The sequence below is a fragment of the Anoxybacillus sp. FSL W8-0382 genome, from assembly GCF_038003845.1.
Classification (GTDB): domain Bacteria; phylum Bacillota; class Bacilli; order Bacillales; family Anoxybacillaceae; genus Anoxybacillus; species Anoxybacillus flavithermus_G.
On the sequence record NZ_JBBOPX010000001.1, the window covers coordinates 160,001 to 186,795 of the forward strand.

At 43.4% G+C, this 26,795-nt stretch carries 18 protein-coding genes, 10 tRNA genes, 2 rRNA genes and 6 pseudogenes (1 of these 36 cut by a window edge); 31 read left to right on the forward strand and 5 right to left on the reverse strand.

The genetic code is table 11. From position 1 onward, the window contains the following. From NSS60_RS00890 to NSS60_RS00990, 21 genes are all read left to right on the forward strand, one after another. A 23S ribosomal RNA gene (locus tag NSS60_RS00890) occupies window positions 1-1,961 on the forward strand (it extends 965 nt beyond the left edge of the window). A 117-nt stretch (window positions 1,962-2,078) separates the two neighbouring features. Beyond that, window positions 2,079-2,195: ribosomal RNA gene (gene rrf, locus NSS60_RS00895) — 5S ribosomal RNA — on the forward strand. 31 nt (window positions 2,196-2,226) lie between these two features. Then, a tRNA-Asn gene (locus NSS60_RS00900) sits at window positions 2,227-2,301 on the forward strand. Between the two features lie 2 nt (window positions 2,302-2,303). Further along, window positions 2,304-2,376 (forward strand) — tRNA-Thr (locus NSS60_RS00905). Window positions 2,377-2,391: 15 nt separating this feature from the next. Next, window positions 2,392-2,463 (forward strand) — tRNA-Glu (locus NSS60_RS00910). A 10-nt stretch (window positions 2,464-2,473) separates the two neighbouring features. After that, window positions 2,474-2,549: transfer RNA gene (locus NSS60_RS00915), tRNA-Val, on the forward strand. A 59-nt stretch (window positions 2,550-2,608) separates the two neighbouring features. Further along, window positions 2,609-2,684: transfer RNA gene (locus tag NSS60_RS00920), tRNA-Thr, on the forward strand. A 5-nt stretch (window positions 2,685-2,689) separates the two neighbouring features. Next, window positions 2,690-2,774: transfer RNA gene (locus NSS60_RS00925), tRNA-Tyr, on the forward strand. A 145-nt stretch (window positions 2,775-2,919) separates the two neighbouring features. Next, window positions 2,920-2,994, forward strand: a tRNA-Gln gene (locus NSS60_RS00930). Window positions 2,995-3,004: 10 nt separating this feature from the next. After that, a tRNA-Lys gene (locus tag NSS60_RS00935) sits at window positions 3,005-3,077 on the forward strand. Window positions 3,078-3,083: 6 nt separating this feature from the next. Further along, a tRNA-Gly gene (locus NSS60_RS00940) sits at window positions 3,084-3,158 on the forward strand. A gap of 1 nt (window position 3,159) precedes the next feature. Then, window positions 3,160-3,232 (forward strand) — tRNA-Ala (locus NSS60_RS00945). Window positions 3,233-3,366: 134 nt separating this feature from the next. After that, window positions 3,367-4,263, forward strand: coding sequence for an arginase (gene rocF / locus NSS60_RS00950; RefSeq protein ID WP_004888717.1), 897 nt, complete (start codon window positions 3,367-3,369; stop codon window positions 4,261-4,263). A 286-nt stretch (window positions 4,264-4,549) separates the two neighbouring features. Beyond that, window positions 4,550-5,899: an ISLre2 family transposase gene (locus tag NSS60_RS00955; RefSeq protein ID WP_339172569.1), complete on the forward strand. Its 1,350-nt coding sequence runs from the start codon at window positions 4,550-4,552 to the stop codon at window positions 5,897-5,899. A gap of 218 nt (window positions 5,900-6,117) precedes the next feature. Continuing rightward, window positions 6,118-6,681 (forward strand): RNA polymerase sigma factor SigW, encoded by a 564-nt coding sequence (gene sigW / locus NSS60_RS00960; protein WP_004888718.1) that lies wholly within the window; start codon window positions 6,118-6,120, stop codon window positions 6,679-6,681. Window positions 6,682-6,698: 17 nt separating this feature from the next. Beyond that, window positions 6,699-7,313, forward strand: a complete 615-nt coding sequence (locus NSS60_RS00965; RefSeq protein ID WP_004888719.1) for an anti-sigma factor family protein — start codon at window positions 6,699-6,701, stop codon at window positions 7,311-7,313. 63 nt (window positions 7,314-7,376) lie between these two features. After that, window positions 7,377-8,198, forward strand: a complete 822-nt coding sequence (cdaA, locus tag NSS60_RS00970; protein WP_004888720.1) for a diadenylate cyclase CdaA — start codon at window positions 7,377-7,379, stop codon at window positions 8,196-8,198. Further along, window positions 8,191-9,423, forward strand: a complete 1,233-nt coding sequence (locus tag NSS60_RS00975) for a CdaR family protein (RefSeq protein WP_064213865.1) — start codon at window positions 8,191-8,193, stop codon at window positions 9,421-9,423. The genes cdaA and NSS60_RS00975 overlap by 8 nt, the downstream gene beginning before the upstream one ends. 19 nt (window positions 9,424-9,442) lie before the next feature. After that, entirely contained in the window at window positions 9,443-10,789 is a 1,347-nt protein-coding gene (glmM, locus tag NSS60_RS00980) for a phosphoglucosamine mutase (RefSeq protein ID WP_064213864.1), read from the forward strand. A gap of 390 nt (window positions 10,790-11,179) precedes the next feature. After that, on the forward strand, window positions 11,180-12,982 hold the full coding sequence (gene glmS / locus NSS60_RS00985; RefSeq protein WP_004888723.1) for a glutamine--fructose-6-phosphate transaminase (isomerizing): 1,803 nt from the start codon (window positions 11,180-11,182) through the stop codon (window positions 12,980-12,982). A 291-nt stretch (window positions 12,983-13,273) separates the two neighbouring features. Further along, window positions 13,274-13,789 carry a DNA methyltransferase gene (locus tag NSS60_RS00990; protein WP_128356963.1) on the forward strand — a complete coding sequence of 172 codons (516 nt, stop codon included), beginning with the start codon at window positions 13,274-13,276 and terminating at the stop codon, window positions 13,787-13,789. Between the two features lie 136 nt (window positions 13,790-13,925). Here NSS60_RS00990 and NSS60_RS00995 read toward each other — a convergent pair whose 3' ends face one another. After that, window positions 13,926-15,092: an IS256 family transposase gene (locus NSS60_RS00995; protein ID WP_340720588.1), complete on the reverse strand. Its 1,167-nt coding sequence runs from the start codon at window positions 15,090-15,092 to the stop codon at window positions 13,926-13,928. Window positions 15,093-15,537: 445 nt separating this feature from the next. On the opposite strand from NSS60_RS00995, the gene NSS60_RS01000 reads away from it, so the two are divergent. Further along, window positions 15,538-16,239: an ATP-binding cassette domain-containing protein gene (locus NSS60_RS01000; protein ID WP_004888727.1), complete on the forward strand. Its 702-nt coding sequence runs from the start codon at window positions 15,538-15,540 to the stop codon at window positions 16,237-16,239. A 920-nt stretch (window positions 16,240-17,159) separates the two neighbouring features. Here the strand turns inward: NSS60_RS01000 and NSS60_RS01005 are convergent. Next, a pseudogene (locus tag NSS60_RS01005) lies at window positions 17,160-17,571 on the reverse strand (IS701 family transposase); the annotation flags it as partial. A 266-nt stretch (window positions 17,572-17,837) separates the two neighbouring features. Here NSS60_RS01005 and NSS60_RS01010 point away from each other — a divergent pair. Beyond that, window positions 17,838-18,071: a hypothetical protein gene (locus NSS60_RS01010; protein ID WP_051035000.1), complete on the forward strand. Its 234-nt coding sequence runs from the start codon at window positions 17,838-17,840 to the stop codon at window positions 18,069-18,071. Between the two features lie 230 nt (window positions 18,072-18,301). Here NSS60_RS01010 and NSS60_RS01015 read toward each other — a convergent pair. Both NSS60_RS01015 and tnpC read right to left on the reverse strand, forming a co-directional pair. Further along, a pseudogene (locus NSS60_RS01015) lies at window positions 18,302-18,469 on the reverse strand (ISL3 family transposase); the annotation flags it as partial. 219 nt (window positions 18,470-18,688) lie between these two features. Beyond that, window positions 18,689-20,130: pseudogene (tnpC, locus tag NSS60_RS01020) on the reverse strand (IS66 family transposase). 92 nt (window positions 20,131-20,222) lie between these two features. Between tnpC and NSS60_RS01025 the strand changes: the two are divergent. The 7 genes and pseudogenes from NSS60_RS01025 to NSS60_RS01055 form a co-directional block, all read left to right on the forward strand. Beyond that, window positions 20,223-20,843 (forward strand): annotated as a pseudogene (locus NSS60_RS01025) (NAD(P)/FAD-dependent oxidoreductase); the annotation flags it as partial. A gap of 62 nt (window positions 20,844-20,905) precedes the next feature. Beyond that, window positions 20,906-21,121 (forward strand): DUF4163 domain-containing protein, encoded by a 216-nt coding sequence (locus NSS60_RS01030; RefSeq protein ID WP_230456265.1) that lies wholly within the window; start codon window positions 20,906-20,908, stop codon window positions 21,119-21,121. After that, window positions 21,063-21,637, forward strand: a pseudogene (locus NSS60_RS01035) (IS982 family transposase); the annotation flags it as partial. The gene NSS60_RS01030 and the pseudogene NSS60_RS01035, both read left to right, overlap by 59 nt. A 125-nt stretch (window positions 21,638-21,762) precedes the next feature. Beyond that, a pseudogene (locus NSS60_RS01040) lies at window positions 21,763-22,104 on the forward strand (carboxyl transferase domain-containing protein); the annotation flags it as partial. 208 nt (window positions 22,105-22,312) lie between these two features. Then, a complete protein-coding gene (locus tag NSS60_RS01045; RefSeq protein ID WP_004888731.1) occupies window positions 22,313-23,017 on the forward strand; it encodes a polysaccharide deacetylase family protein in 705 nt (234 codons plus the stop codon). Then, window positions 22,996-23,577, forward strand: coding sequence for a DedA family protein (locus NSS60_RS01050; RefSeq protein ID WP_004888732.1), 582 nt, complete (start codon window positions 22,996-22,998; stop codon window positions 23,575-23,577). The genes NSS60_RS01045 and NSS60_RS01050 overlap by 22 nt, the downstream gene beginning before the upstream one ends. A 15-nt stretch (window positions 23,578-23,592) precedes the next feature. Continuing rightward, window positions 23,593-24,705: an MGDG synthase family glycosyltransferase gene (locus NSS60_RS01055; protein WP_004888733.1), complete on the forward strand. Its 1,113-nt coding sequence runs from the start codon at window positions 23,593-23,595 to the stop codon at window positions 24,703-24,705. Between the two features lie 16 nt (window positions 24,706-24,721). Here the strand turns inward: NSS60_RS01055 and NSS60_RS01060 are convergent, their stop codons facing one another. Beyond that, window positions 24,722-25,267 (reverse strand): Ger(x)C family spore germination C-terminal domain-containing protein, encoded by a 546-nt coding sequence (locus NSS60_RS01060; protein ID WP_230456146.1) that lies wholly within the window; start codon window positions 25,265-25,267, stop codon window positions 24,722-24,724. 93 nt (window positions 25,268-25,360) lie between these two features. Here NSS60_RS01060 and NSS60_RS01065 point away from each other — a divergent pair, with 93 nt between their 5' ends. After that, a complete protein-coding gene (locus NSS60_RS01065) occupies window positions 25,361-26,542 on the forward strand; it encodes an IS701-like element ISBsm1 family transposase (protein WP_088223322.1) in 1,182 nt (393 codons plus the stop codon). The last annotated feature ends 253 nt before the right edge of the window (window positions 26,543-26,795 follow it).

Sequence of the window (26,795 nt, forward strand, 5' to 3'; positions counted from 1 at the left end):
CCAATGACTTATGCTCGGGAGTCAGACTACGAGTGATAAGATCCGTGGTCAAGAGGGAAACAGCCCAGATCACCAGCTAAGGTCCCAAAGTGTACGTTAAGTGGAAAAGGATGTGGAGTTGCTTAGACAACCAGGATGTTGGCTTAGAAGCAGCCACCATTTAAAGAGTGCGTAATAGCTCACTGGTCGAGTGACTCTGCGCCGAAAATGTACCGGGGCTAAACGTACCACCGAAGCTGTGGGACGACTTACGTCGTCGGTAGGGGAGCGTTCTAAGGGCGTCGAAGCTAGACCGGAAGGACTAGTGGAGCGCTTAGAAGTGAGAATGCCGGTGTGAGTAGCGAAAACAGAGGTGAGAATCCTCTGCACCGAAAGCCTAAGGTTTCCTGAGGAAGGCTCGTCCGCTCAGGGTTAGTCGGGACCTAAGCCGAGGCCGAAAGGCGTAGGCGATGGACAACAGGTTGATATTCCTGTACCACCTCCTCACCGTTTGAGCAATGGGGGGACGCAGGAGGATAGGGTCAGCGCGCGACTGGTTGTGCGCGTCCAAGCAGTTAGGCGCCTCAAGTAGGCAAATCCGCTTGAGTAGGCTGAGCTGTGATGGCGAGGGAAATAAAGTACCGAAGTGCCTGATTCCACACTGCCAAGAAAAGCCTCTAGCGAGGTGAGAGGTGCCCGTACCGCAAACCGACACAGGTAGGCGAGGAGAGAATCCTAAGGTGCGCGGGAGAACTCTCGTTAAGGAACTCGGCAAAATGACCCCGTAACTTCGGGAGAAGGGGTGCTCCCTCGGGTGAATAGCCCAGGGGAGCCGCAGTGAAAAGGCCCAAGCGACTGTTTATCAAAAACACAGGTCTCTGCGAAGCCGTAAGGCGAAGTATAGGGGCTGACACCTGCCCGGTGCTGGAAGGTTAAGGGGAGCGCTTAGCGCAAGCGAAGGTGCGAACCGAAGCCCCAGTAAACGGCGGCCGTAACTATAACGGTCCTAAGGTAGCGAAATTCCTTGTCGGGTAAGTTCCGACCCGCACGAAAGGTGTAACGACTTGGGCACTGTCTCAACGAGAGACCCGGTGAAATCATAGTACCTGTGAAGATGCAGGTTACCCGCGACAGGACGGAAAGACCCCGTGGAGCTTTACTGCAGCCTGATATTGAATGTTGGTGCGACATGTACAGCATAGGTGGGAGACTGAGAAGCCTGGACGCCAGTCTAGGTGGAGTCGCCGTTGGGATACCACCCTTGTCGTACTGAGATTCTAACCCGCACCCCTGATCGGGGTGGGAGACAGTGTCAGGTGGGCAGTTTGACTGGGGCGGTCGCCTCCCAAAGCGTAACGGAGGCGCCCAAAGGTTCCCTCAGAATGGTTGGAAATCATTCGAAGAGTGTAAAGGCAGAAGGGAGCTTGACTGCGAGACCTACAAGTCGAGCAGGGACGAAAGTCGGGCTTAGTGATCCGGTGGTTCCGAATGGAAGGGCCATCGCTCAACGGATAAAAGCTACCCCGGGGATAACAGGCTTATCTCCCCCAAGAGTCCACATCGACGGGGAGGTTTGGCACCTCGATGTCGGCTCATCGCATCCTGGGGCTGTAGTCGGTCCCAAGGGTTGGGCTGTTCGCCCATTAAAGCGGTACGCGAGCTGGGTTCAGAACGTCGTGAGACAGTTCGGTCCCTATCCGTCGCGGGCGTAGGAAATTTGAGAGGAGCTGTCCTTAGTACGAGAGGACCGGGATGGACGCACCGCTGGTGTACCAGTTGTTCCGCCAGGAGCACAGCTGGGTAGCTATGTGCGGAAGGGATAAGCGCTGAAAGCATCTAAGCGTGAAGCCCCCCTCAAGATGAGATTTCCCATCGCGTCAAGCGAGTAAGATCCCTTGAAGATGACAAGGTAGATAGGTCCGAGGTGGAAGCGTGGCGACACGTGCAGCTGACGGATACTAATCGATCGAGGACTTAACTAAACACACAAGAAAAGCGTAGGCGACTACACAAAACCTGTTATCTAGTTTTGAAGGAATAAAAAATGCTTGACAACAAAAAATATTCCTTTATAATAACATTTGTCTAAAGCATGTTTGCTCGGTGACGATGGCGGAGAGGTCACACCCGTTCCCATCCCGAACACGGAAGTTAAGCTCTCCAGCGCCGATGGTAGTTGGCGGGACACCGCCTGCGAGAGTAGGACGTTGCCGGGCAAGATAATGCATAAATCACTTTTACGATTATTCCGCAGTAGCTCAGTGGTAGAGCACTCGGCTGTTAACCGAGCGGTCGTAGGTTCGAATCCTACCTGCGGAGCCAGTGCTTCCATAGCTCAGTTGGTAGAGCACTTCCATGGTAAGGAAGAGGTCACCGGTTCAAGCCCGGTTGGAAGCTTGTGTGTCGTATGTTGGCCCGTTGGTCAAGTGGTTAAGACACCGCCCTTTCACGGCGGTAACACGGGTTCGAATCCCGTACGGGTCATCCCTTTTACGGAGGATTAGCTCAGCTGGGAGAGCACTTGCCTTACAAGCAAGGGGTCGGCGGTTCGATCCCGTCATCCTCCACCATACGTTTTGATAAATGTGTAGGAAATTGGGTAGCATAATGTAGTCTAGGGAAAATGACTGCCGGCTTAGCTCAATTGGTAGAGCAACTGACTTGTAATCAGTAGGTTGCGGGTTCAAGTCCTGCAGCCGGCACCATCCGCGGAGGGGTAGCGAAGTGGCTAAACGCGGCGGACTGTAAATCCGCTCCCTTTGGGTTCGGCGGTTCGAATCCGTCCCCCTCCACCATTTGTTTTCACACAATGATTACATACATTTTTGTCATATCGATGTCGGATTATTTCGCGAATTTCCTTCAGAAATTCTCAAAATAATCCTGCGGTGTTAATTCATGAAGTAAATTCTGAGAAGTTAACTCATGAAGTTATATCGATGGGCTATAGCCAAGCGGTAAGGCAACGGACTTTGACTCCGTGATGCGCTGGTTCGAATCCAGCTAGCCCAGCCATTTGTATAATGAGCCATTAGCTCAGTAGGTAGAGCATCTGACTTTTAATCAGAGGGTCGGAGGTTCGAGTCCTCCATGGCTCACTGTTTGCGGAAGTAGTTCAGTGGTAGAACACCACCTTGCCAAGGTGGGGGTCGCGGGTTCGAGTCCCGTCTTCCGCTCCATGGGGCCTTAGCTCAGCTGGGAGAGCGCCTGCTTTGCACGCAGGAGGTCATCGGTTCGATCCCGATAGGCTCCATACTAAAACCTTAGGTATTACCTAAGGTTTTTTCTGTTTGTTATAGAATAAATATTCAAAAAGTTGTCGAGTTGAGCCAACTGTTTCTCCTCATGTACAATAAACATCAGATACAACAAGGGGAGGAGATCGAGATGGACATTTCGATTATTGGAGTGCCAATGGACTTAGGACAAACACGCCGTGGTGTTGATATGGGGCCAAGTGCCATTCGCTACGCTGGCGTAGTAGAGCGTTTAGAAAACTTAAATCATGATATTGAGGATTTAGGTGATATTCAAATTGGTCGCGCTGAGCGCGTTCAAGATGTGACAAATCCAAAATTACGAAACTTGAAAGCGGTTGCTGAGGCGAATGAAAAACTAGCCGCTACGGTGGATGAAGTTGTGGCCAAAGGTCGTTTCCCACTAGTGCTTGGTGGGGATCACAGCATTGCGATTGGGACACTTGCAGGAGTGGCTAGACATTATAAAAGTTTAGGCGTCATTTGGTACGATGCGCACGGAGATTTAAACACGGAGGAAACGTCTCCCTCGGGAAATATTCACGGTATGTCGCTTGCTGCAAGTTTAGGACTTGGTCATCCAGCTTTAACGATGATTGGTGGATATAGTCCAAAAGTGAAACCAGAAAATATTGTGATCATCGGTGCTCGTGCACTTGATGAAGGCGAAAAACAATTAATTAAAGAAAAAGGAATCAAAATATATACAATGCATGAGGTTGATCGTCTCGGTATGACAAAAGTAATGGAAGAGACGATTGCGTATTTAAAAGAACGAACAGACGGTGTACATTTGTCTCTTGACTTAGATGGGCTTGACCCACATGATGCACCTGGAGTTGGAACGCCGGTGATCGGTGGGCTCTCTTACCGTGAAAGTCATTTAGCGATGGAAATGCTAGCTGAAGCGCAAATCATCACTTCAGCTGAATTTGTTGAAGTGAATCCGATTTTAGATGAGCGCAATAAAACAGCTGCAACTGCTGTCGCTTTAATGGGATCGCTGTTCGGTGAGAAGCTTGTATGAGAGGTGGCATCATGCCACCTCTTCATTTTTTTAAAGTATGAACGTATGAGTAAAATGTTTGTGGGAGAAAAAAAGACAGGTTCCTGATTTGGTATAATAAGGAACCTGTCAGATATGTAAGATGAACGTATGAGTAAAATGTTTGTGGGAGAAAAAAAGACAGGTTCCTGATTTGGTATAATAAGGAACCTGTCAGATATGTAAGCAAAATAGATGAAAAACGGGCTCTCCTCCTGGTAAGGTAGTAAGTGCGAAAAAAATACAACCAAAGAAAGGAGTGGAGCCCATGCAGGATTATATCACAAACGGCTTGACATTAAAAGAGATCGAACAGTCTTTATTTAGACATATGCAAAAACAATATGGTCATCTCCTTCAACAGGTGTTGGAGGAGATCGACCGCACATTGGCAGAACAGCGGGACAAGAAACGATATGCGCTCAAAGATAAGCGGACGATCCGACTCCAAACGCTATTTGGAGAGGTGGAAGTGAAGCGAAACTACTACTTTGACCGTGAAAAAAAGGTGTATACGTCTTTACTCGATGTCTTTCTTCAGTTCGATGGGGCGCATGGAGTGAGTCCGCTATTAGAGGAGACAGCGATTCATCTCGCCGTGACGGGTTCTTCGTATCGACAGGCTGCGCAGTCGCTTGAAAAGCTGGTGGGGTATGCATGTATGAGTCACGAAACGATTCGCCAGTCCATCATCGAGGCAGAGGTGGAAGGGCACCGTGCGATGGAGAAAAAAGGGCGCGTGTTTTTTATCGAAGCAGACGGGTTGTACGTGAAACGTCAACGAAGCCGCATCAAAGGAAAAGAAGAAAAGATCATCACGATTCACCAAGGATGGGAGAAAAACGGGAAACGCGTATCCTTAGTGAATCGACGGTATATGGTTCATCAAACGAATGAACCGATTTGGGAAGCTGTAGAGAATTTTCTGATGAAGGAATACAGCTATGATCCGTTTGAGGATTGGGTGGTCATCAATGGAGATGGAGCCCCATGGATTACAGCGTGTCGAGAATATTTCGGGGACAGGGGGTACTTTCAGCTTGATCGGTTCCATGTGGCAAGAGAGATTCGTCAATTGTTCCGAGGTCATGCGAGATATCGGGTGATTCGAAAGAAGTTAGCATCATGGGATGAAGAAGGTGTGTTACGAGAACTCACAAGTGCCATCGGTACGTTAGAACATGAGGAGAAGGAAAAGCAACTCGAGGCGCTTGTTCGTCGAATCGAGGAGATGCCAGGATGTTTGCGTGACTATCGCGTATGGTTGAAGGAAAAAGGGATTGACACGACAAACATGAGGGCGATGGGGAGTGCGGAAGCAACGATGCATGTGTTTGCGAAACGAAGTAAAAACGGTCGAAGTTGGAGGGATGCAGGGATTGAAGCGATGTTGCGAGCGATCGTCGCGATAAAAGATACGTTACTCATTCGGACACGCGATGGAGTGATGTATGGCGTGGAAGAACGAGAAGAAACGAAACGAGAAACGATCGTGAAAAAGGCACTGAAGCGCGTGCAAACGCAAATGACAGAAGTGGTACGAGATAACATCCCATACCTTCGCCAATCTTCAGGGACACCGATTTACGAGGCATTGCAAGCATTGAAAGGTTTTTAAAACGAGAGAAAACGCACATACCTACAGGATGAGAGTAAGTAAAAGCGCTTACATATAACGATTTTATAAAACCATATATAACCAAAAAAATCGGTCGAGAAAAAAATCTCCCACAAAGTCTTGACTCAAACAGTATGAACATATTCGTTGCGATTTGTGGAACTTTGCTTTATGTTATTCGTATAAAATAGTAGCCCCCATGTGGAGGTAAATATTACATGGACATGTTTATTAGGCAACGTATTAAAGCAGTTAAAAAAGGAGATCAAAGTGCTTTTGCTGATATTGTTGAAATGTACAAAGATAAAATTTATCAACTATGCTATCGCATGTTAGGAAATCGTCATGAGGCGGAGGATGCGGCACAAGAAGCGTTTATTCGGGCGTATGTCAACATCCATACGTACGATCCAACTATGAAATTTTCTTCTTGGTTGTATCGCATTGCAACGAATTTATCGATCGATCGCATGCGTAAAAAAAAGCCTGATGTTTATTTAGATGCGGAAGTGTCAGGAACAGATGGGCTAACGATGTACTCTCAGCTTGCAGATAAGGGAACTTCTCCGGAAGATGCTTTAGAAAGCTTAGAGTTACAGAAAATGGTTCAAGAAGCGATTTTAAAATTGCCCGAAAAATATCGCACAGTCATCGTTTTAAAATATATTGACGAACTATCGTTACAAGAAATTAGTGACATTTTAAACTTACCGATTGGCACAGTAAAAACGCGCATTCATCGTGGTCGTGAAGCATTGCGTAAACATTTAGGCCATTTATGATAAAAGGAGTGAGACAGATGCCATGCTCTAAACAAATTGTTCAATGGATGCATGACTACTTAGATGGGGATATTCCAAAAGAGGAAGAACGACAATTGCGTAGCCATATTCAACAATGTGAAGCATGTCGCGAACATTTTTATGCATTGGAAAAAACAGTGGCGTTTGTCGAAAACGTTTCTCACTTCACCCCTTCAGACGATTTTATCAAAAAAGTGATGTACAACTTACCTCGTGAAAAACGACGTGTACGTTGGAAACGGTGGTTTACTCATCATCCGTTTTTAACGGCTGCATCACTATTTCTCCTATTAAGCACAAGTGGCTTGTGGGCCGTTTGGCAAGAAGACAATGAATTTTCGTTTTCTAAGCAAGAACATTTAATTGTTCAAAATCATACTATCATTGTGCCGAGAGGAAAAGTCGTGGAAGGTGATATTGTTGTCCGAAATGGTGATATTCAAATTGAAGGAGAAGTGCGTGGCAACGTTACTGTTATTAACGGTCATAAATATTTAGCTTCTGCTGGTGAAGTAACCGGACAAATTGAAGAAGTTAATGAAGTATTTGATTGGATTTGGTATAATGTAAAAAGAGTCGGTTACAATATCGCCAAAACATTAACGAAATAGCCATCCATATTGATGGCTTTTTTACATGTGAGAGCAATTAGAATGAGTGAAGGAAGTGTAAGAATGCCATTTGGAGAGCTCCCAACATTTGTGAATTACCTCATTAAGTTTGTAGACATTCTTGTCGTTTGGTTTGTCATTTATAAGCTTATTATGGTTGTACGCGGTACGAAAGCGGTGCAACTGCTAAAAGGGATTATTGTCATTATCCTTGTTCGCATTGTAAGTAGCTTTATTGGATTAAGCACATTGCAATGGTTGATGGATCAGGCGATTACATGGGGTTTTTTAGCTATCATCATTATTTTCCAGCCTGAGTTACGTCGAGCACTTGAACAGCTAGGGAGGGGAAAACTGTTTTCTCGGAGCACGACGCCTGAAGAGGAAGAGCAAACGCACATCATTGAAGCGATTGTGAAAGCGACAGAGTATATGGCAAAACGACGAATCGGGGCGTTAATTTCTATTGAACGAGAAACAGGAATGGGCGATTATATTGAAACCGGCATCCCATTACACGCACACGTTTCATCAGAATTGCTCATTAACATTTTTATTCCAAATACGCCACTTCACGATGGAGCTGTTATTGTTCAAAGAAATCAAATCGCTGCGGCATCTTGTTATTTGCCGCTGTCGGAAAGCCCGTTTATTTCTAAAGAACTTGGCACAAGGCATCGCGCTGCGTTAGGTATTAGTGAAGTGACAGACAGCATTACCGTCGTTGTGTCTGAGGAAACGGGAGCGGTTTCTGTCACGAAAAATGGGGAGCTTTACCGCGACTTAAAGTTAGATGTATTGCGAGAATTGCTGACGAAAGAGCTCGTTCAACCGAAGACAACTTCTTCATCTCGTTGGCAGTGGAGGGCGAAAAAAAGTGGATAAATGGATGAATAGCCCATGGTTTATACGCATTTTTTCTTTGTTGCTAGCGCTTATGATTTACGTTTCGGTGAATATTGAAACACAATCAAACAGCACGTCAAGAAATACGGTCGGTCAAACCGATGTCGAAACAGTGACGGACGTTCCCGTCGTCGCATATTACGATCAAGAAAACCTTGTTGTTTCTGGTATCCCACAATCGGTGAACGTCATGCTTGAGGGGCCGAAAAGCATCGTTACGCCAACGAAGCTGCAACGAGATTTTGAAGTATATGTTGATTTATCTAAACTGCCAATTGGTAAGCATACAGTTCCTTTGAAATACCGAAATATTTCTGAAAAGTTACGCGTTACTATTGATCCAGCGACAATTACTGTGACGATTGATGAGCGTGTGTCAAAAGATTTTTCTGTGGAAGTCGATTTTATTAATAAATCACAAATTGCAGACGGTTATTCACCGGAACAACCAATTGTGAAGCCAAATATTGTGAAAGTGACAGGGGCAAAAACGCTAATTGACAAAGTTGCGTTAGTAAAGGCACGTGTTGACTTAAAAGGAGTCGAAGAAACGATTGAGCGAGAGTCGAAAGTGACGGTGTATGACAAAGAAGGAAATGTGTTGCCTCTTGATGTGGAACCGTCTATTGTTGATATTACTGTGCCAATTAAAAGTCCAAGCAAAACAGTTCCATTAAAAATTGATCGAAAAGGAACGCTACGGGAAGGATTAAGCATTAGTAAAATGGAAGTGATTCCGAGCGAAGTTACAATTTTTGGACAAAAAGCAAAAATTGACGACATCGAATTTATTAGCGGCATTGAAGTCGATTTAAGCGATATTACAGGCAATACAACTTTACAAGTTGATGTGCCTGTACCAAAAGGAGTAAAAGCTGTAGATCCAGCAAAAGTTACAATTTTAATTGAAGTGGAGCAAGAAAAAGAGAGAACGTTTGGTCAAGTTCCAATTGAAGTGATTGGACTAAACGATGCATACAAGGCAGAATTTATCGATCCTGCCGATGGAAATATTGCGCTAACTGCTTTAGGAGCTCAAAGTGTACTGAATGCTATTCAGTTGAAAGATATTGAGGTATACTTAAACGTTAGTGAATTAGGTATTGGAGAACATGACGTACCAATTGAAGTCAATGGTCCTCAAAACGTTCGCTGGAGACTACCACAAAAAGAAGCAACGATTCGCATTACAAGAAACGAGTAATAATAGAAGGAGCGATAGCATGGGTAAGTATTTCGGAACAGACGGTGTTCGAGGGATTGCCAATAGCGAATTAACGCCAGAATTAGCTTTTAAAATTGGTCGTTTTGGTGGATATGTATTAACGAAAGATAAAGAACGTCCGAAAGTATTAATCGGACGCGATACACGCATTTCTGGTCATATGCTCGAAGGAGCGCTTGTTGCTGGATTGCTCTCCATCGGGGCAGAAGTGATGCGTCTAGGTGTCATTTCAACGCCGGGTGTAGCATATTTAACGAAAGTGCTAGGGGCGCAGGCGGGAGTGATGATCTCCGCCTCGCATAATCCTGTCCAAGACAACGGCATTAAATTTTTCGGACCGGATGGTTTTAAACTGTCCGACGAACAAGAACAGGAAATTGAAGCGCTTCTTGATAGCGAAGAAGATACATTACCTCGTCCAACAGGAAAAGATTTAGGACAAGTAAATGACTATTTTGAAGGTGGACAAAAGTATTTACAATACTTAAAACAGACAGTGGATGAAGATTTCTCAGGAATTCACGTTGCCCTTGATTGTGCCCACGGTGCGACATCGTCGTTGGCGACGCATTTATTTGCCGATTTGGATGCTGATGTGTCTACGATGGGGGCATCGCCGAATGGATTAAACATTAACGAAGGGGTTGGCTCTACTCATCCAGAGGCGCTAGCAGCGTTTGTGAAGGAAAAGGGAGCCGATGTTGGCTTAGCGTTTGATGGAGATGGCGACCGATTAATTGCAGTTGATGAAAATGGCCAAATCGTTGATGGGGATCAAATTATGTACATTTGCGCGAAATATTTAAATGAACAAGGGCGCTTAAAACATCAAACGGTCGTCTCGACAGTGATGAGCAACCTCGGTTTTTATAAAGCGCTCGAGGCGCAAGGAATAAAAAGTGTGCAAACAGCTGTAGGGGACCGTTATGTCGTCGAAGAAATGAAAAAGAACGGTTACAATTTAGGTGGAGAACAATCTGGGCATATTATTTTCCTTGATTACAACACGACAGGCGATGGCCTGTTGACAGCGTTACAGCTTGTCAATATTATGAAAGCGACGAAAAAACCGCTTTCTGAGCTAGCGGGGGAAATGAAAAAATATCCACAAAAATTAGTGAATGTAAAAGTGACAGATAAACAGGAAGCAATCGCAAACGAAGAAGTGCAACGTGTCATTCGCGAAGTGGAAGAAGAGATGGCTGGAAACGGCCGCATTCTCGTTCGCCCATCAGGGACGGAGCCGCTCGTTCGTGTGATGGCAGAGGCGCCGACAAATGAACTTTGCGATCAATACGTCGAGCGCATTGCGTCCGTTATTCGTGAGCGTTTTGGCGCACAATAATGGTTTCGGTAGACAATATGCATAAATGGAACGGTTTATTCCATTTATGCATATTTTGTTTATACAGGGGTAAGCGATACACATTGACGGTTGCCTCTTTGTTGTTGTAAACTATTGTTGTTTGACATCTTACATGAAAGGAGGATAGACGGAAACGATCGTATAAAAGCGCCTGGACTAAGCTTGGACGGAAAAAAGCTTAGTTGACGAGGAGGAGGTTTATCGAGTGTTCGGCGGATGCCTCCCGGCTGATGCGATGACAGCCGCAAGTTCTTTCTTAAAACAAAGAGGCGACTCTTTGCACAAAGGAAAGAGCGTTCATCGCAAGCAAGTCAATTATTTAAGGGGCAAGAGCCCCTTCTTGCCCCTAACATTAGGGAGGATTTTTTTATGTGCGGAATCGTTGGTTATATTGGTGAACAACCATCAAAAGAAATTTTATTGTACGGATTAGAAAAATTAGAATACCGTGGCTATGACTCGGCAGGGATTGCGTTATTAAATGAAAAAGGTATACATGTATTTAAGGAAAAAGGACGGATTGCCGATTTGCGTGCCGCCGTTGCAGAAGATGTAGATGCACCGCTTGGCATCGGTCATACGCGTTGGGCGACACATGGCGTGCCAAACCGCGTGAATGCTCATCCACATCAAAGTGCATCTGGCCGCTTCACGCTTGTGCATAACGGCGTGATCGAAAACTACGAATTGTTAAAACGCGATTATTTAGCACATGTGACGTTTAAAAGTGACACAGATACAGAAGTTATTGTTCAGTTAATCGAAACGTTTGTAAATGACGGATTGTCGGTGGAAGAAGCGTTCCGTAAGACGCTTTCGTTATTGAAAGGCTCGTATGCGATCGCTTTAATTGATGCAGAAAATGATGGCATCATTTACGCGGCGAAAAACAAAAGCCCGCTTTTGGCTGGATTAGGTGAAGGATTTAACGTCGTCGCAAGCGATGCGCTCGCGATGTTGCAAGTAACAAACCGATACGTCGAGTTAATGGATAAAGAAATCGTCATTGTGACAAAAGAACATGTGACAATTAAAAAGTTAAATGGTGAAGTAGTGGAACGCGCGCCATATGTAGCGGAATTAGATGCAAGCGACATTGAAAAAGGAACGTATCCTTACTACATGTTGAAAGAAATTGACGAACAGCCGCTTGTCATTCGCCGTTTAATTGAAAAATATCGCAACGAACAAGGTGAACTAGCGATTGATGAAGACATTGTGCAAGCGATTAATGAAGCGGATCGCTTATATATCGTCGCATGCGGCACGAGCTATCATGCTGGTTTAGTCGGCAAACAATTGATCGAAAACTGGGCGAAAATCCCTGTTGAAGTGCACATTGCAAGCGAATTTTCATACAATATGCCGCTTTTATCGGAAAAACCGCTCTTTATTTATATTTCACAAAGCGGGGAGACGGCAGATAGCCGCGCGGTGCTCGTGCGCACGAAAGAGCTTGGTCATAAATCATTAACGATTACGAACGTGCCAGGTTCGACATTATCGCGCGAAGCAGATTATACGCTTCTTCTTCATGCTGGGCCAGAAATCGCTGTTGCATCAACGAAGGCATATACAGCACAAATTGCAGTACTTGCGATGCTGGCTGCGGTGGCTGCAAAAGCAAAAGGCATCGAATTGAATGTTGACGTAACAAAAGAACTTGGCATTGTAGCGAATGCGATGGAGACACTTTGCGACGCAAAACATGAAATAGAAAACATCGCACGCGAATATTTAGCGACAACACGCAACTGCTTCTTTATCGGTCGCGCGGTCGACTATTATGTTGTATTAGAAGGCGCGCTAAAGCTGAAAGAAATTTCTTATATTCAGGCAGAAGGTTTTGCGGGCGGGGAATTGAAGCACGGTACGATCGCTTTAATTGAAAACGGCACACCAGTCATTGCCCTAGCGACACAAGAACATGTGAACTTAAGCATTCGCGGAAACGTAAAAGAAGTTGTCGCGCGCGGTGCAAATCCGTGCATCATCTCGATGAAAGGATTAGACATGGAGGACGACCGTTTCGTCATTCCAGCCGTTCATCCGATGCTCACACCGCTTGCGTCTGTCGTGCCATTGCAGCTCATTGCTTACTATGCGGCACTACATCGCGGTTGCGATGTCGACAAACCACGCAACTTAGCGAAGTCTGTAACGGTGGAATAAAGCTTAAAAAACACACGTCATGGTTGTTGAATGACAAAAAAGTCGGGAACCGGACAAAAAAGTTGGGTACCGAACAAAAAAGTCGGGAACTGAAAGCCTGTTGGTGAATCCAGCTGTCCGTGAAAAATAAAGTCGTATATAAACAAAATGCTGGCGTTAGTCACCAGCATTTTTTATTTCGAATAGAAGGAAACATGCGGATAAAGGTTAAATGAATAAAAGGTTATTTAAATTCTATTTTTTAGAAACAAAGAGCGATTTTATATTAAAATAAGTTGTGGGGTGATTTAAATGAATGAGAAGTTATCGCTAAGTTCAGAAAATGTGATACAAAACAGAATTAATGAATTGGGAAGAATCTTCCCTGAAGTGGTAAAAGAAGGGGAGGTTGACATTGAAAAGTTAAAGCAGTTCCTCGGCATAGAAAATACAACGTTAAAAGAAAAATATGAATTTACCTGGGCAGGAAAAAGTAATGCGATAAAAGCTATCCAAACACCTAGTATTGGAACCTTAATCCCTTCTGTTGAAGAATCAGTTAATTTCGATTCAACAGGAAATCTTTTTATTGATGGCGATAATTTGGAAGTGTTGAAATTGTTACAGAAAAGCTACTATGGGAAAATAAAAATGATATATATTGATCCTCCTTATAATACAGCGAACGATTTTATTTATCCTGACAATTATAGAGAGGGTTTACAAGATTATTTAAGATATACAGGGCAAATTAATGATGAAGGAAATGTTATTAGCTCAAATACGGAAACAAGAGGTCGTTTCGGTACCGTCAAGAATTTTGTGTAATGTAAAATAGATAGGGTATCTCTGAAATAGATTTAGAATAGAGGGGAGACTGGTTTCCTCCACACAAGAGACTGAATATTCAGTCTCTTGTGTGGAAAGGGAGAATCCCCTTATTTTGTTTATTTACAATATTTGGTTAATTGTAACGTTCTTCAAACATTCGTTGAAGGGCTTCATGCGCTTCGGCAAATCCTCGCAACTTTCGCCCTGCCCATTTCTCATTAAAATCTTGAATGGTCAAATACACGATTTTTTCAGCGGCTTCTAAACTATTCAAACTGTTCATCGGTTTTAGGCGTTTCCGAATTTCCTTGATCGTTCGTTCGATGGCATTGGTCGTATAAATCACACTTCGAATACTGCTTGGATAATCCATAAATGTAAGGAGAACATCCAACTCATTGGCCCAAGATTGAACTTCTCTCGGATACTTGCTTGACCATTTCGACTCAAACTGTTGAAACATTTGTAACGCCATCTCCTTATTCGGCGCGCGATAAATCAGTTTGAGATCCTCTGCCACTTCAAATTGATCTTTTTTTCGAACACGGCTGAGGGTGTTACGGACTTTGTGAACGACACAACGCTGCACATCGGCTTTCGGATAAACCGCCTTAAAGGCTTCCTCCAACCCCGGTAGTCCATCGAATACGCCCAGAAGCACTTCCTTGACGCCTCTTTGATAGAGGTGTTGAAGGATTTCCTGCCATACATAGGCGCTTTCTTGTCCTCCCACAAAGAAATCAAGAATTTCGCGATATCCTTCTTCGTTCACCCCTAACACCACATAAATGACTTCTTTCTCCACGGTTTCGCGACGAAGTTTTACGTATAAACCATCCAAATATAAAACCGAATAACGCTGATGTAGAGGACGATTGTGCCATTTCTCGATGTCTTCCTTCACTACATCGGTAATACGACTGATTGTCGTTGGAGAATAGGCATTTCCTAAAATTCGTTCGATAAACTTGCCAATTTCCCTCGTACTCATGCCACTTTGATACATTTTGATGACGGCTTCCTCGAGCCAACCAGTATGACGTTGGTAAGGGGCAAACAGCTGCGTTTGAAATTCCCCATTTCGATCCCTTGGGACCAAAAGGCCTTCAATTCGGCCATATTGCGTATCTAGATTTCGTTGATAGTAGCCGTTTCTCATATTCGATGTTCCGGCCTGTTCGATTTCGAGGAAATGTTTGATTTCTTCCCGCATGATCAGTTCTAATTTTTCCTTTACAAACTGACGAATGACACTTTCCAGTTGATTTGCCCAGTCGACATTCGGTATACTTTTGGACATAGGTAGGGTTCTCCTTTCTCTGGAATATTTGGGTTCAATCAGAGAATACCCTACCTTTTTTCTTTTGGTCTAGCAAAATGCTTTACACAAAATTTTATACATCATCAATAGTATTACTGGTGAGTTTCCCGTTAGCTATTGCAAGTGTCTCAATCGCCGCTATTCCAATTAAGTTTAATAATTTATCTACAATTATGAATATATTAGTTTATCCTCTTTTTTTCTCTCATTAAATAGCAGAAGTAGTAATCTATTAAACTATGTAAATCCGTATTATATCATTCATGAAATTACGGAAATAGTCATTAATCTGCTAATGGGCATAGATTATACGTATAATTTTTATCTGTTACTTTTATCGATTCTTCTATACCTTGTAGTTGGACTTTTTATTATTAAACGATTTAATCTTTTATCGTTAACATCTCGTTAGGGGGAAAATTAATTGCATGTTTTTAACTTGAAATATAAGTATAAAAAAGCAAAAGATTATGTGTTGAATGGTGTTACTTTCACGTTAAATACTAAAAAGCTTAATGTTATCGTTGGACTTAATGGTGCTGGAAAAACAACTTTATTTGATTGTTTAACTGGGAACTTAACTCCGGAAACAGGCGAAATATCACTACCTGATAAAAAGGAAATGCTTTATCTAACTCAAAATATATTTTTCTCACCCGAAATTAAAGGAAAAGACTTTGCAAAGTTTGTAGCTAGATTATCTGGAAAAAAAGGAAGTAACCAAATTGATGACTACTTGGACTTTTTGGATAGTAGGGAAAGAGAATTAATGGCACACCTGTGGTCTATGAAAATTGGTAAGATGTCTGTTGGTGAAAGAAAGTGGCTTTTCATAACCCTTCTCAGTAGTATTGAGAGAAAATTATATATCTTTGATGAACCGACAAGTGGTGTTGACCCTTCATCAAGATTAAAAATTATGAATAAATTTAAGAAATTAATTGAAAATCAGCGTATCTGCATAATCTCTACACATCAACTTCAAGACTTATCTTATATTGACTCGCATTTAATTTTTCTACACAAAGGTAAGGTCCTTTATGAAGGCGATTTTCAAGACTGGTTAAAATTATTTAACACAATTAACCCTGATGAGGCATTCGCAAGAATGATCGAACAGGGATAAATTTCACCATCCTTTCATTAGCCCTCTAATGAATTTAGACACTCGATAAGGTTGTTGTTTTTTATAATCATAGTGATCAATGAAGGGGGGGCTTTTGATATATGAAACGGAGAAAACATTCCCATGAATTTTATTAACTACGAGTGGTGAAATAAGCATTAGAAGTTGTGAATAAAACACTTGTGGCTAGATGATATGAAATTAGTTGTTTAGTGCAAAATGAAAGTACAGAGTTCTGCAACAAAAAAGTGCAGAGCTTCATGGCATAAAAAAAGGCTTGCCAGCTCCTAAAATTCCCTCTACTGTTAAGGTTGTGAAGAACAAAACAGTGGAGGTAAAGAATTGGTAGTACTGGGTTAGCCACAATAACACGAGCTTATAATGGATGGTATTTTATAACTCCGCCTTACACTGTTAAAAAAGATTGGGTCTCTATTCTTAGAAAAACAGAAACATATACTTTGCCGGCTGAAGCTAGATATCATCTAACCCTTAATAGCATTTGGGGTGGAGAATGGACTATTTATTTATATGCTCGTGTGAAGGATCAAACATTGTATACCGGTACCAATTAACAAAAAGGAGAATGGGACATGCTGACCACCATTACGTCTATTTTAGGCTACCTTTTTATAGGTGTCGTTATTTTAGCTGTTTTTATGGTTGTTAAATTCGTGAGAAAACGGTAAAAAATTAGAAGACTGATAATAAAAGAAAAACGCCGTTCATAAATCGAAAAAGTTCCCAAAACACGGCGTTTCCAAAAACCTCCCCTGGGAACGAAACGTCCGAAGGCTCTAACAAGACGGCCGCCGCCCTTTATGAGGGATTTGACGCCATTGCGGGCGGCGACGTTCGCTCTAGCCAGGGGGCATCCGACTCGAACAGTGCCAGGCACTGTTCGCCAGAGAATGGCCTCAGATTGACTTTTTCTCTGTGTGAGAATAGTGCCAATCACCCCCCTTGAATGGCGTGCGTGGCCCGTGACGAGGGCTTCGTTTTTTGGCAAATCGTATCCATCGATCGAAACAAAAAGGGGGGAATTCTCTCGTTTCGAGCTGCATTCGACACGACGAAGGATCCACTGCTGGAGTTTGCGAAGCAACGTCTCTTCTTCTCAAGGGCTTTTCGTGAAAAATGCCTGAGTGTCGTGCGATGGTTCGGATGAAAGCTCCCATGATGAAGATCGGTCAACGTCCCTGAAAAACCTTTCGTCACCATCGCATCCACGATATGAACGAGATGCTTCATCACAGGTTTCGAGAAATAAAGTGCCAACCCTAACATCGTGAAAAACTTGTGGATTCCTTGATGATGTGCTAATCTATTCATGAGACATGAACCTCCTTGTGAATGGTTTGGTGACACATCTATTCTAACCAAGGAATCGGGTTCATGTCTCTTCTTTTGTTTGGTTGTAAATTTATGTTAGCAGATTTGCTCATCTACAGTTAGTGATTGAACGAATTAGCTTTAGATAAAGGGAGCAACAGTTTTTTACGATTGAGAATACGCTACAGACTTTCTTTTATTACAAAAACTCTATAGTTCAAAACTTTGAATTGTAAATGCAGACACATAGAGAGGAGAAATGAGTCTTGAATAATTTTATTGAAAAAGGCTTTATGTACGGTTTTGTCATAGGAATCACTTTAGCATTGATATTTGTCCCCTATAAAACAGTAACATATATGTCAGGAGGGGTGACAACAACGGAGTATAAAGAAATACCTGAATATATTATAAATGTACTTAGAGTGAGTTTTAGCAGCGGAGTGATTGCCTCTACAATTAGTCTGGCTTTATATAAAAAACGAAAAACTAAAAATTAGCACGGTTGTTGATTATTCTGCATTCGGAAATTCTTATAATCAAAATTGTGGAAAATAATTTTTAATCCTTCACCACAACATGTACTTGACAAGCAATGCGGTTTCCTGCGTAAGGATATGCAAAAATCACTGATTTTCTGATTTTTCCTCACAAGCGTAAATAGGGAAAATAAAGGGGTTGAGAGTTCCACCCAAAAGATGACGATCCGTTAAGCATACCCATGCATTCACTGCTTCTTTTTGCCTGTCATTTTGATCGTGCGCTTCAAGCAGACAAGACATAACGGGCATTGTTCAGGAAGAGAAAGTTCGAAAATCCAACGTTCTTCTTCTTTTCGTACCTTTTGAATCAAAACATCTGGAAAATCGATGAGTTCTTTGATAAACCGAGAGTATATGCGAATTTTCCTCCAATGGTTTAGTGACCTTTACCATACAGGAACATTCGCATTTTTTGTACCCTCTATTTTTCCTATGCACACCTATCTTAAAATCTCAAGTTTAAAGACAACTCCTATCCCCCCTTTTACCCCTTTTACTATGTATCCATTCAGCCCAATATTCGTGAGATTTCCAGAATCCAGCACCAATAGGGCATTTCCCGTATTGAAAATGCCCTAGGAGGAATGGAGAATCGTTGGAAGAGACTCTCCGGTTAGGGGTCTTTGCAATGATTCCCAAACTGGTTTCCCCTGTTTTTGTAGGGTGGAAATGACGCTGCGAATAGCACAAAAAGCCTCGGCGTCGTCTTCCTGACGAAACGTTCCAGAAATTTTTTGTTTGACTTTCACCATCCGCAAATCGCGCTCGGCCTGGTTGTTGTCAAATGGAACTTCTTTCGCAGGAAGAGAAGCGCTTCTTGCTTGCGCTTTTCTAGGTGCTGGATGAAATTTTGCGCGTTGCGGACGCCACGCTCCTCAAGTTCTCGGCGACCATTCGCTAGAAGCTTGTCATACACGGTTTCCCAATACCGGACTTCCTCTTCCGGTAGGGCTCCGTCAGCGTTCTCCACCGCCTGTTTCATCCCCAACAGCGCTTCGGTCATCTCTTTCGACCATGAATGACCGTAAAGGTCTGTATATGCCCGAAGCTCCCGGAGATGATGGGCGTGGCAAAGCGCATGGCTCGCTTCTGTATACATCGGGTACACCGAATACGCATCGTGCACCATCGTTCCTTTGTACCGCGGCAAAATCCCGATGTCGTCCGTCGCTTTCTTTCCACGGGAGCGATGAAGCCCGTATCGTGTGGTCTTGGCAGTGGAAGCCACGTGCACCCATTGGTTCTTTCCGTTCACACGCAGACTCGTTTCATCGACGTGTAATGTGCTAGAGGTGAGCAACGCGGTTTCGATCTCTTTGATCGCTGCTTCTACCACAGGCTGCCACCGTCTCGTCATGTTCACGACTGTGCCTGCACTCATCGAATGGTCAGTGAGTGCTTTGACCATCTCCGTGACACGCTCGCACGGGATCAACTGTGCATGATTCCAGTATAAAACAAGGGAAGTGATAGCTGGACCGTACTGGACATGATTCGTGACATAAAAAGGGAACTCCGCCTGCTGGACAAGATGACATTCTGGACAACTCCTTACCTCCCGCTCATGTTGAGTGACTTCCATTCGAACCACTGGGAGGTCGAACACTTGGCGAATGTCTACTTGAAGCGGAGCGACATGTTCTAACGAGTGACCACATCCTTTGCATTCCGTCACGCGATGAAGGACTCGGTGGTCAGGGTTGGGTACTTGGCGGAGCGTCGTTCCTTGATGTCCTTCTTGTCCGCCTGGCTTGTTGCCAGATGGTTGACGAGAAGAACGTGTGTTGGCAAAACGGTCAGAAGATGGGGGCAAATGGCTATTGGAGCTGTTTTTTTTCGTGCGTGCTTCCAGCTCTTGAACACGGTACTTCAGTTGTTCATTTTCTTTGCGTAGTTGTTTGTTTTCGTGACGCAAATGTTCATTTTCTTGAACGAGTTGATGAATGAGCTGTTTTTGTTGTTGAACTTTGCCGATTAAGCTCTCAACTGTAAATACAGCTTGTTGTACCGTCAACATGCGATTCACCTCCTTGTCTATCAATATCCACATCATAGACAGGAAATACAAAAAATATTCAGCTCACTTTATGATGTGGCTGAATAGTTACTACGGTGAAATCGTTAAAACAGTTTAAAGGGAAAACGGTGATCATTTCAGGTGGGGGAAATACAGCGATTGATTGGGCAAATGAGCTCGTACCGATTGCGAAAAAGGTATATGTTACTTATCGCAATGAATCGTTAAAAGGACATGAAGCACAAGTGACGCAATTATTAAATAGTTCAGCCACCTGCTTTTTCCATACGACTATTACAAAGTTGATCACTAGTTGCAATCATGAAACGATTGAGCAAGTAGTGCTGACAAATCATGAGACGGGCGATGTGTTGGAACTCGATGTAGATGATGTCATTATTAGCCATGGGTATGAACGAGATGCTTCATTGCTTGCCAATAGTGAACTACCCATTCAAATGGTTGACGAATATTATATTGCGACAAATGCAAAAGGAGAATGTTCTGTTCCGGGGTTATATGCAGCTGGTGATATTTCAAAATATGATGGAAAGTTATATTTACTTACAGGTGCTTTCCAAGACGCAGCGAATGCAGTTAATAGTGCGAAACGGTTCATTGAACCCAATGCCGATCCGTATGCGATGGTATCTTCACATCACGAAGCGTTTAAGGAACGAAATCGAGAGTTAGTGAAACAAATGTTAAAGTGATAGCACGCATAAATTCGTTTGTTTTAACGCAAACTTTCGGTAAAACAAACGAGGTAAACAGCGTGTTTAAACAACGGAGCATATTGATCGTGTTGGCATTATTTATGTTAACAGCGTACAGTCAACCGCTTACGTTATACAGCTATACGGGCGGGGCGCACGGCATAACTGTGAAAGTGCCAAACAATTTTGATTTTCATACAGGCAAATCGTTGCAACTGGATTCGCCATGGGCTAGCCAAACGTGGGTAGCACCACGCCTATGCGATCGTAGATAGTATACCACTCGAGTTGTGCCATGCCGCAAGAATGTACCGTGTCAAACGATTCCAAGGGATCGCGGACATCGGGCTTTGTGCGTCGAAGAAGCAGTGGTACTATGGGTCTAAGTTTCATCTTCAAGTGACCGACCAAGGACTGCCGATGGGGTACGTGGTAACGGAGGCGTCCTGTCACGATCGAACCGCAGCGGAAACCGTCATGACTCAAATTCCTCATCCTTTTAATTTGGGTGATAAAGGATTTATCAGTAGCGAATTGCAAAAAAAGTTGTATGAAGCGTACCAAATCGCTTTTTGGACTCCATCTCGCAAAAATCAGAAACACCGCCCATCTGAATCATGGGAGAAATGGCTCAAACAAAAACGGAAAGTCATTGAACGGTGTTCTCTGTCCTCGTTGACCAGTATCGTATCACAGAAATTCGTGCGAATTCGATTGCGGGATTTGAAGTGGCACTAGATGGCATATTGTTGGTGTATTCACTTGTAACACTTGGGCTAGTTGAGCGCTAGCGCTCAACTAGCACCACGGGTTATTACAAACGTTATTTTAGCATGATCACTAAACATCATCGAACCATACAGCAAACCATTAATCAAATGAGTCATAATTAAAAATTGCAACATCAAGCAAATAAGGGGCGGGATTATATGCCATGGCAGGTCCAGCGTTTGAGCCGGATTGTTGCTTAGCTTTCCCGCATGCACAAATTGCAGTTATGGGACCAGAAGCGGCGGTGAATGCGGTGTACGCGAATAAAATTGCTGAACTGCCAGAAGAAGAACGCGCTGCATTTATTGAACAAAAACGCGAAGGATATCGAAAAGACATCGATATTTATCGCCTCGCTTCCGAAATGGTTGTCGATGGGATTATCGCGCCAAATGAGTTGCGTTCCGAGCTTATTCGGCGATTAGATGCATGTATGTCGAAATATGTTGTATTTTCTGAACGAAAATATGGGGTTTACCCTGTGTAGTTTAGAAGACATATGGTACAATGGGGGCGATGTGTTCCAACATCGCCTTTTTTTCGGTAAATTTCCCCGGAAATCGACAAAATGCGTGTCGAACGAGAAAGCGATGTGCGAATGTTAACGATGAAAAAAATGAATTTGTTTTACAAGCAGCGTTCTTTGTTTCGTACTTCATGCTTTTTTTTGTATAATCAAGAAAGGGGTTTAACATGTGACATACATATGGCTTATTGCACTGTTTTTTATTTATAGCATATGTCCAACGTGGCTGATTCGTCTTTCATCATTTCGTGTACAAAAAAGAGTGAAAGACGGTGTCGCATTAACCTTTGATGATGGACCAGATCCGACGTATACAGCCCAATTGCTCGATATATTAAAAAAATACGACGTAAAAGCGACATTTTTCGTTGTCGGTTGGAAGGCGAAAGCATATCCACATCTCATTAAGCGAATGCACGAAGAAGGTCATACGATCGGTTTGCATCATTATTATCATACGAGCAATTGGTTTCTGCCTCCATTTGTAGCGGAATGGGAGCTTCATCGATCGGCGCGTATCATTGAGCAAATCACAGGCGTTCGCCCTGTATACTACCGTCCGCCATGGGGACATATAAACATATGGACGTTGTTCATGCAAAAAAAGTATAAAACAGTAATGTGGACATATATTCTCGGTGATTGGAACGCTTCATTAGGCGTTGCTCGACTTTATGAGCGATTAACAAAAAGCATAGAAGATGGAGCAATTATTGTACTACATGATAGTGGTTCGACGATGGGAGCCGATCAAGACGCGCCGGCAAACATGTTACAAGCGTTAGAGCGATTGCTGCAACGTACGCATGTGAAGTGGGTAAAGATAGGCGAAGAACAAAGGAGGACGCGGGAATGGAAGCGAACAGCATTTTAACGTATATTCAATCACACGGCTATATTGTGTTATTTCTTTCTCTATTTTTCGGCATCGTTGGAATTCCCGCACCGGAAGAATCGCTTCTGTTTTTTGTTGGCATTTTTATTTCGCATGACCAATTGCATTTTTTAAAAAGCTTATTTTTTGCCATTTCTGGTGCAACAATTGGCATGGTGGCCGCCTATACTGCTGGGCATACATTCGGTTCGCCCCTATTGTTTAAATATGGGCACTACATTGGTTTTCACCGACGAAGATATCGATACGCTTATCGCCATTTTCGTAAACGTGCGCGTTGGTTCATTACATTTGGTTATTTTGTTCCAGGTGTTCGACAATTATCTCCGTATATGGCAGGAGTTGTTCGCTTTCCGTTTTTTCCGTTTCTTTTTTTATCGTTTGTTGGCGCGTCATTTTGGATTTGTTTATTTGTATGTGTAGGCAAGTTTCTCGGGGAGCGTATTCATATCCCGCTTCATATACTACCATGGATCACGGTGCTATTTTTTAGTTTATTTTTCATTGGACTATATGTGAAAAAAAGAAAACAAAACTAAAAGGGAGTTCGCATAATGATGAACATTCTCGTACTACCTTTGTTTCAAATGCCATCTGGCCATCATCAAGTTGCCGATGCGCTTATTTATTCGTTGCAACATCGCTTTCCAGAAGTGTATTGCGAAAAGATCGATTTTCTTAGCTATTGCAGCGAACAAATTGAAAGGCGGGTAGCAGATTTTTACATCCGTTGGATTTCGGTATCACCTCATTCGTATGAATGGATGTATCGGCGGTGGATGAAAAAATTTGAACAACCGACGATGGAGCCGTGGTTGCTTTATTTTGAAAAAAAGATGAAGCGCCTTCTCCAAGAAAAAAAGCCTGACCTTATCATATGTACGCATTCGTTTCCTTCGCACGTGTTGCAACGATTAAAGCAAAAAGGGGCTGTCAAAGTTCCTGTTGTGAACGTATATACCGACTTTTTCTTAAGCGGCATTTGGGGAAAAACGGCGATTGACTATCATTTCGTTCCGCATGAAGAAGCGAAACAATCGATATGCTCAACGTTTCGCATCGGGCGGAATCGTGTTATTGTAACGGGTATCCCGACGCATGAACACATTGTACCTGCTCGGAAAATGAAAAGGAGAACAAATAAACGAATTTTAGTGGCAGGTGGCAACCAAGGGTTAGGAAAAATTAAACCGTTTTTAACGAATGCGACACATACACAACTGACATATTTTGTCCTATGCGGCAAAAATGAAGCGTTATATCATGAGCTAAAAAGTTGGAACGATCCGCATATTCGCCCGTTCCGATACATTGCCGATCCAGCGAAAATGAACGAGTTGTACGATGAAGTGGATGCAGTTGTGACAAAGCCGGGCGGTGTAACGATGAGCGAAGTGCTAGCGAAAAGGCTGCCTGCTTTTACGCTTTCGTATTTGCCAGGGCAAGAACAAATGAATTTGCACTATTTAAGAAAAAAAGGACTCATTTACCTTCTTCACGATAAAGAACCTTACGACCAACAATTAATGCGTATATTGATGAATGATGAAGAAATGAATCAATTAGAAAAACGAATGGAGCATTATTGGTACGGGCGTGAAAAAACAGCGCAAGATGCGCTTAGCGAATGGATCGAAGCGAATATATATGCAACAAAAAAGCGATGAGGCCGGCTCATCGCTTTTATTTTTTCGACTTTCTATATGTGTCAATGCTTAATTTCACGTTGATTTTTCCTAGTGTATCCTTTGTAAGCGGAACTAATCCGTTTGTTGTATATTTGGGCCAATCGTTTACATTTTGACGATACAAGGCGTTCGATAATTGCAGCGTATCGATGCCTTCTTTGACGCCGAGTTGAAATAAATCCTCGATTTCCTTTTTTACTGTTTTGGTTGCGTATTCAATAATTTGTTTTTCGGGCATGTTTTTGAGCAGTTCGATGATGCTTCCTGTCGCTTGTACGTCAACGGTGAAAACCGGACGACCGTCTTTGATTTCATACGACACGCTTGCTTTTGGTCCGCGCACAACGAGCGTCCCAATCATTTTGCCGTTTGGCTGAATGTAAATCGGTGTCCGCTCCGTCCCTTTCGTTACCCAGCGTAAACCATCAAGTTGACGGCGCGGGATACATGCTTGTTTGTTGTAGCGATGTAAAAAACAAACGCCATCCATTTTTAACATCGGTTTTTCTTTTTTACTGTAGATGAGCAAAATCACTAACATAAATTTACATCGAAACAAAAAAGGAGACATGAACCCGATTCCTTGATTAGAATAGATGTGCTACCAAACCATTCACAAGGAGGTTCATGTCTCATGAATAGATTAGCACATCATCAAGGAATTCACAAGTTTTTCACGATGTTGGGGTTGGCCCTTTATTTTTCAAAACCCGTTATGAAGCATCTCGTTCATATCGTGGATGCGATGATCACGAAGGGATTTTCGGGAACATTGACCGATCTTCATCATGGGAGCTTTCATCCGAACCACCGCACGACACTCAGCCATTTTTTCACGAAAAGCCCATGGGAGGAAGAGGCGCTGCTTCATAAACTCCAGCAGTGGATCCTTCGTCGTGTCGAACGCATCGCCAAACAGGAGAATCAACCCTTGTTTGTTTCGATCGATGATACGATTTGCCAAAAAACCAAGCCTTCGTCACGGGCAACACACGCGATTCAGGGATGTGATTGGCACTACTCTCACTCAGAGAAAAAATCGATTTGGGGCCATTCTCTTGTTTGGTTCATGGTTCATACTGCAACCCAGGCGTTTCCCTTTGCCTTCCGCCTCTACGACAAGACGGCGGGAAAAAGCAAAGGGGAACTCGCAATCGAGATGCTTTCTTCGTTGGATGTACGCCGTCCCGTTTATGTGCTGATGGATTCGTGGTATCCATCGAAAGCGCTCGTGGAAGCTTGTCTGAAAAAAGGATTCCACGTCATCGCGATGCTCAAGACGAACCGGATTCTCTATCCGAACGGCGTTGCCGTCCAAGCGAAGCAGTTGGCCCGCTCCATCGAACCGAATGACACTCACCTCGTCACGGTGGGAGAAGAGCATTATCGCGTCTATCGTTACGAAGGAGCGCTCAACGGTCTCGACCATGCGGTGGTGCTGCTCGCTTGGAAAGCCAATCAGCCGATGACATCGGAACATCTTCACTGCGTCTTGAGCACCGACCGGGAGCTAAGCGATGAAGACATCTTGCGCCACTATGCCCAACGCTGGTCGATCGAATGCTTTTTTCGACAAGCGAAAGACCAGCTGAAGCTCGATGGGTACCGTGTTCGTCAGGTTCGAGCGGTGAAACGCTACTGGATCTTGGTGCAGCTTGCTTACGTGTACAGCCTATTCGAGTCGAACAGCGATTTTTCTGATGGGCTCGATCTCTTGCGCAAGAGAAAAGGACATAGCCTCGTGGAGTTCATTTACTGTGCAGCGAAACAAAATATTCCCATTGATACCGTGAAAAAACAGCTCCATGTGGCATAAGGGTTACCCTGTTTGTTTCTTTTTACATGGTAATTATTGTTATGAAAATTGCTCATCTACAGTTTTTTATTTTCCGTCCAACTTTTTTCCTCAACCGCAAGAGAGGGGAGCGGAAGGACAGCCGCTTTTTCATCAGATGCAGCGATAAATTCATTTATGCGCTTCGGTTCACTAGTGTCGCATTAAAATAATTTAACACCTTTAAATAAACAGAATTTTCTGAAATATAATCCAAACACAAAAAAATCCTTTA

Excerpts from the sequence above, each read along its gene's own strand:
- rocF (WP_004888717.1), top strand. The coding sequence starts at position 3,367 with ATGGACATTTCGATTATTGGAGTGCCAATGGACTTAGGACAAACACGC.
- NSS60_RS00955 (WP_339172569.1), top strand. The coding sequence starts at position 4,550 with ATGCAGGATTATATCACAAACGGCTTGACATTAAAAGAGATCGAACAG.
- sigW (WP_004888718.1), top strand. The coding sequence starts at position 6,118 with ATGGACATGTTTATTAGGCAACGTATTAAAGCAGTTAAAAAAGGAGAT.
- NSS60_RS00965 (WP_004888719.1), top strand. The coding sequence starts at position 6,699 with ATGCCATGCTCTAAACAAATTGTTCAATGGATGCATGACTACTTAGAT.
- cdaA (WP_004888720.1), top strand. The coding sequence starts at position 7,377 with ATGCCATTTGGAGAGCTCCCAACATTTGTGAATTACCTCATTAAGTTT.
- glmM (WP_064213864.1), top strand. The coding sequence starts at position 9,443 with ATGGGTAAGTATTTCGGAACAGACGGTGTTCGAGGGATTGCCAATAGC.
- glmS (WP_004888723.1), top strand. The coding sequence starts at position 11,180 with ATGTGCGGAATCGTTGGTTATATTGGTGAACAACCATCAAAAGAAATT.
- NSS60_RS00990 (WP_128356963.1), top strand. The coding sequence starts at position 13,274 with ATGAATGAGAAGTTATCGCTAAGTTCAGAAAATGTGATACAAAACAGA.
- NSS60_RS00995 (WP_340720588.1), bottom strand. The coding sequence starts at position 15,092 with ATGTCCAAAAGTATACCGAATGTCGACTGGGCAAATCAACTGGAAAGT.
- NSS60_RS01050 (WP_004888732.1), top strand. The coding sequence starts at position 22,996 with ATGGAAGCGAACAGCATTTTAACGTATATTCAATCACACGGCTATATT.
- NSS60_RS01055 (WP_004888733.1), top strand. The coding sequence starts at position 23,593 with ATGATGAACATTCTCGTACTACCTTTGTTTCAAATGCCATCTGGCCAT.
- NSS60_RS01060 (WP_230456146.1), bottom strand. The coding sequence starts at position 25,267 with ATGTTAGTGATTTTGCTCATCTACAGTAAAAAAGAAAAACCGATGTTA.
- NSS60_RS01065 (WP_088223322.1), top strand. The coding sequence starts at position 25,361 with ATGAATAGATTAGCACATCATCAAGGAATTCACAAGTTTTTCACGATG.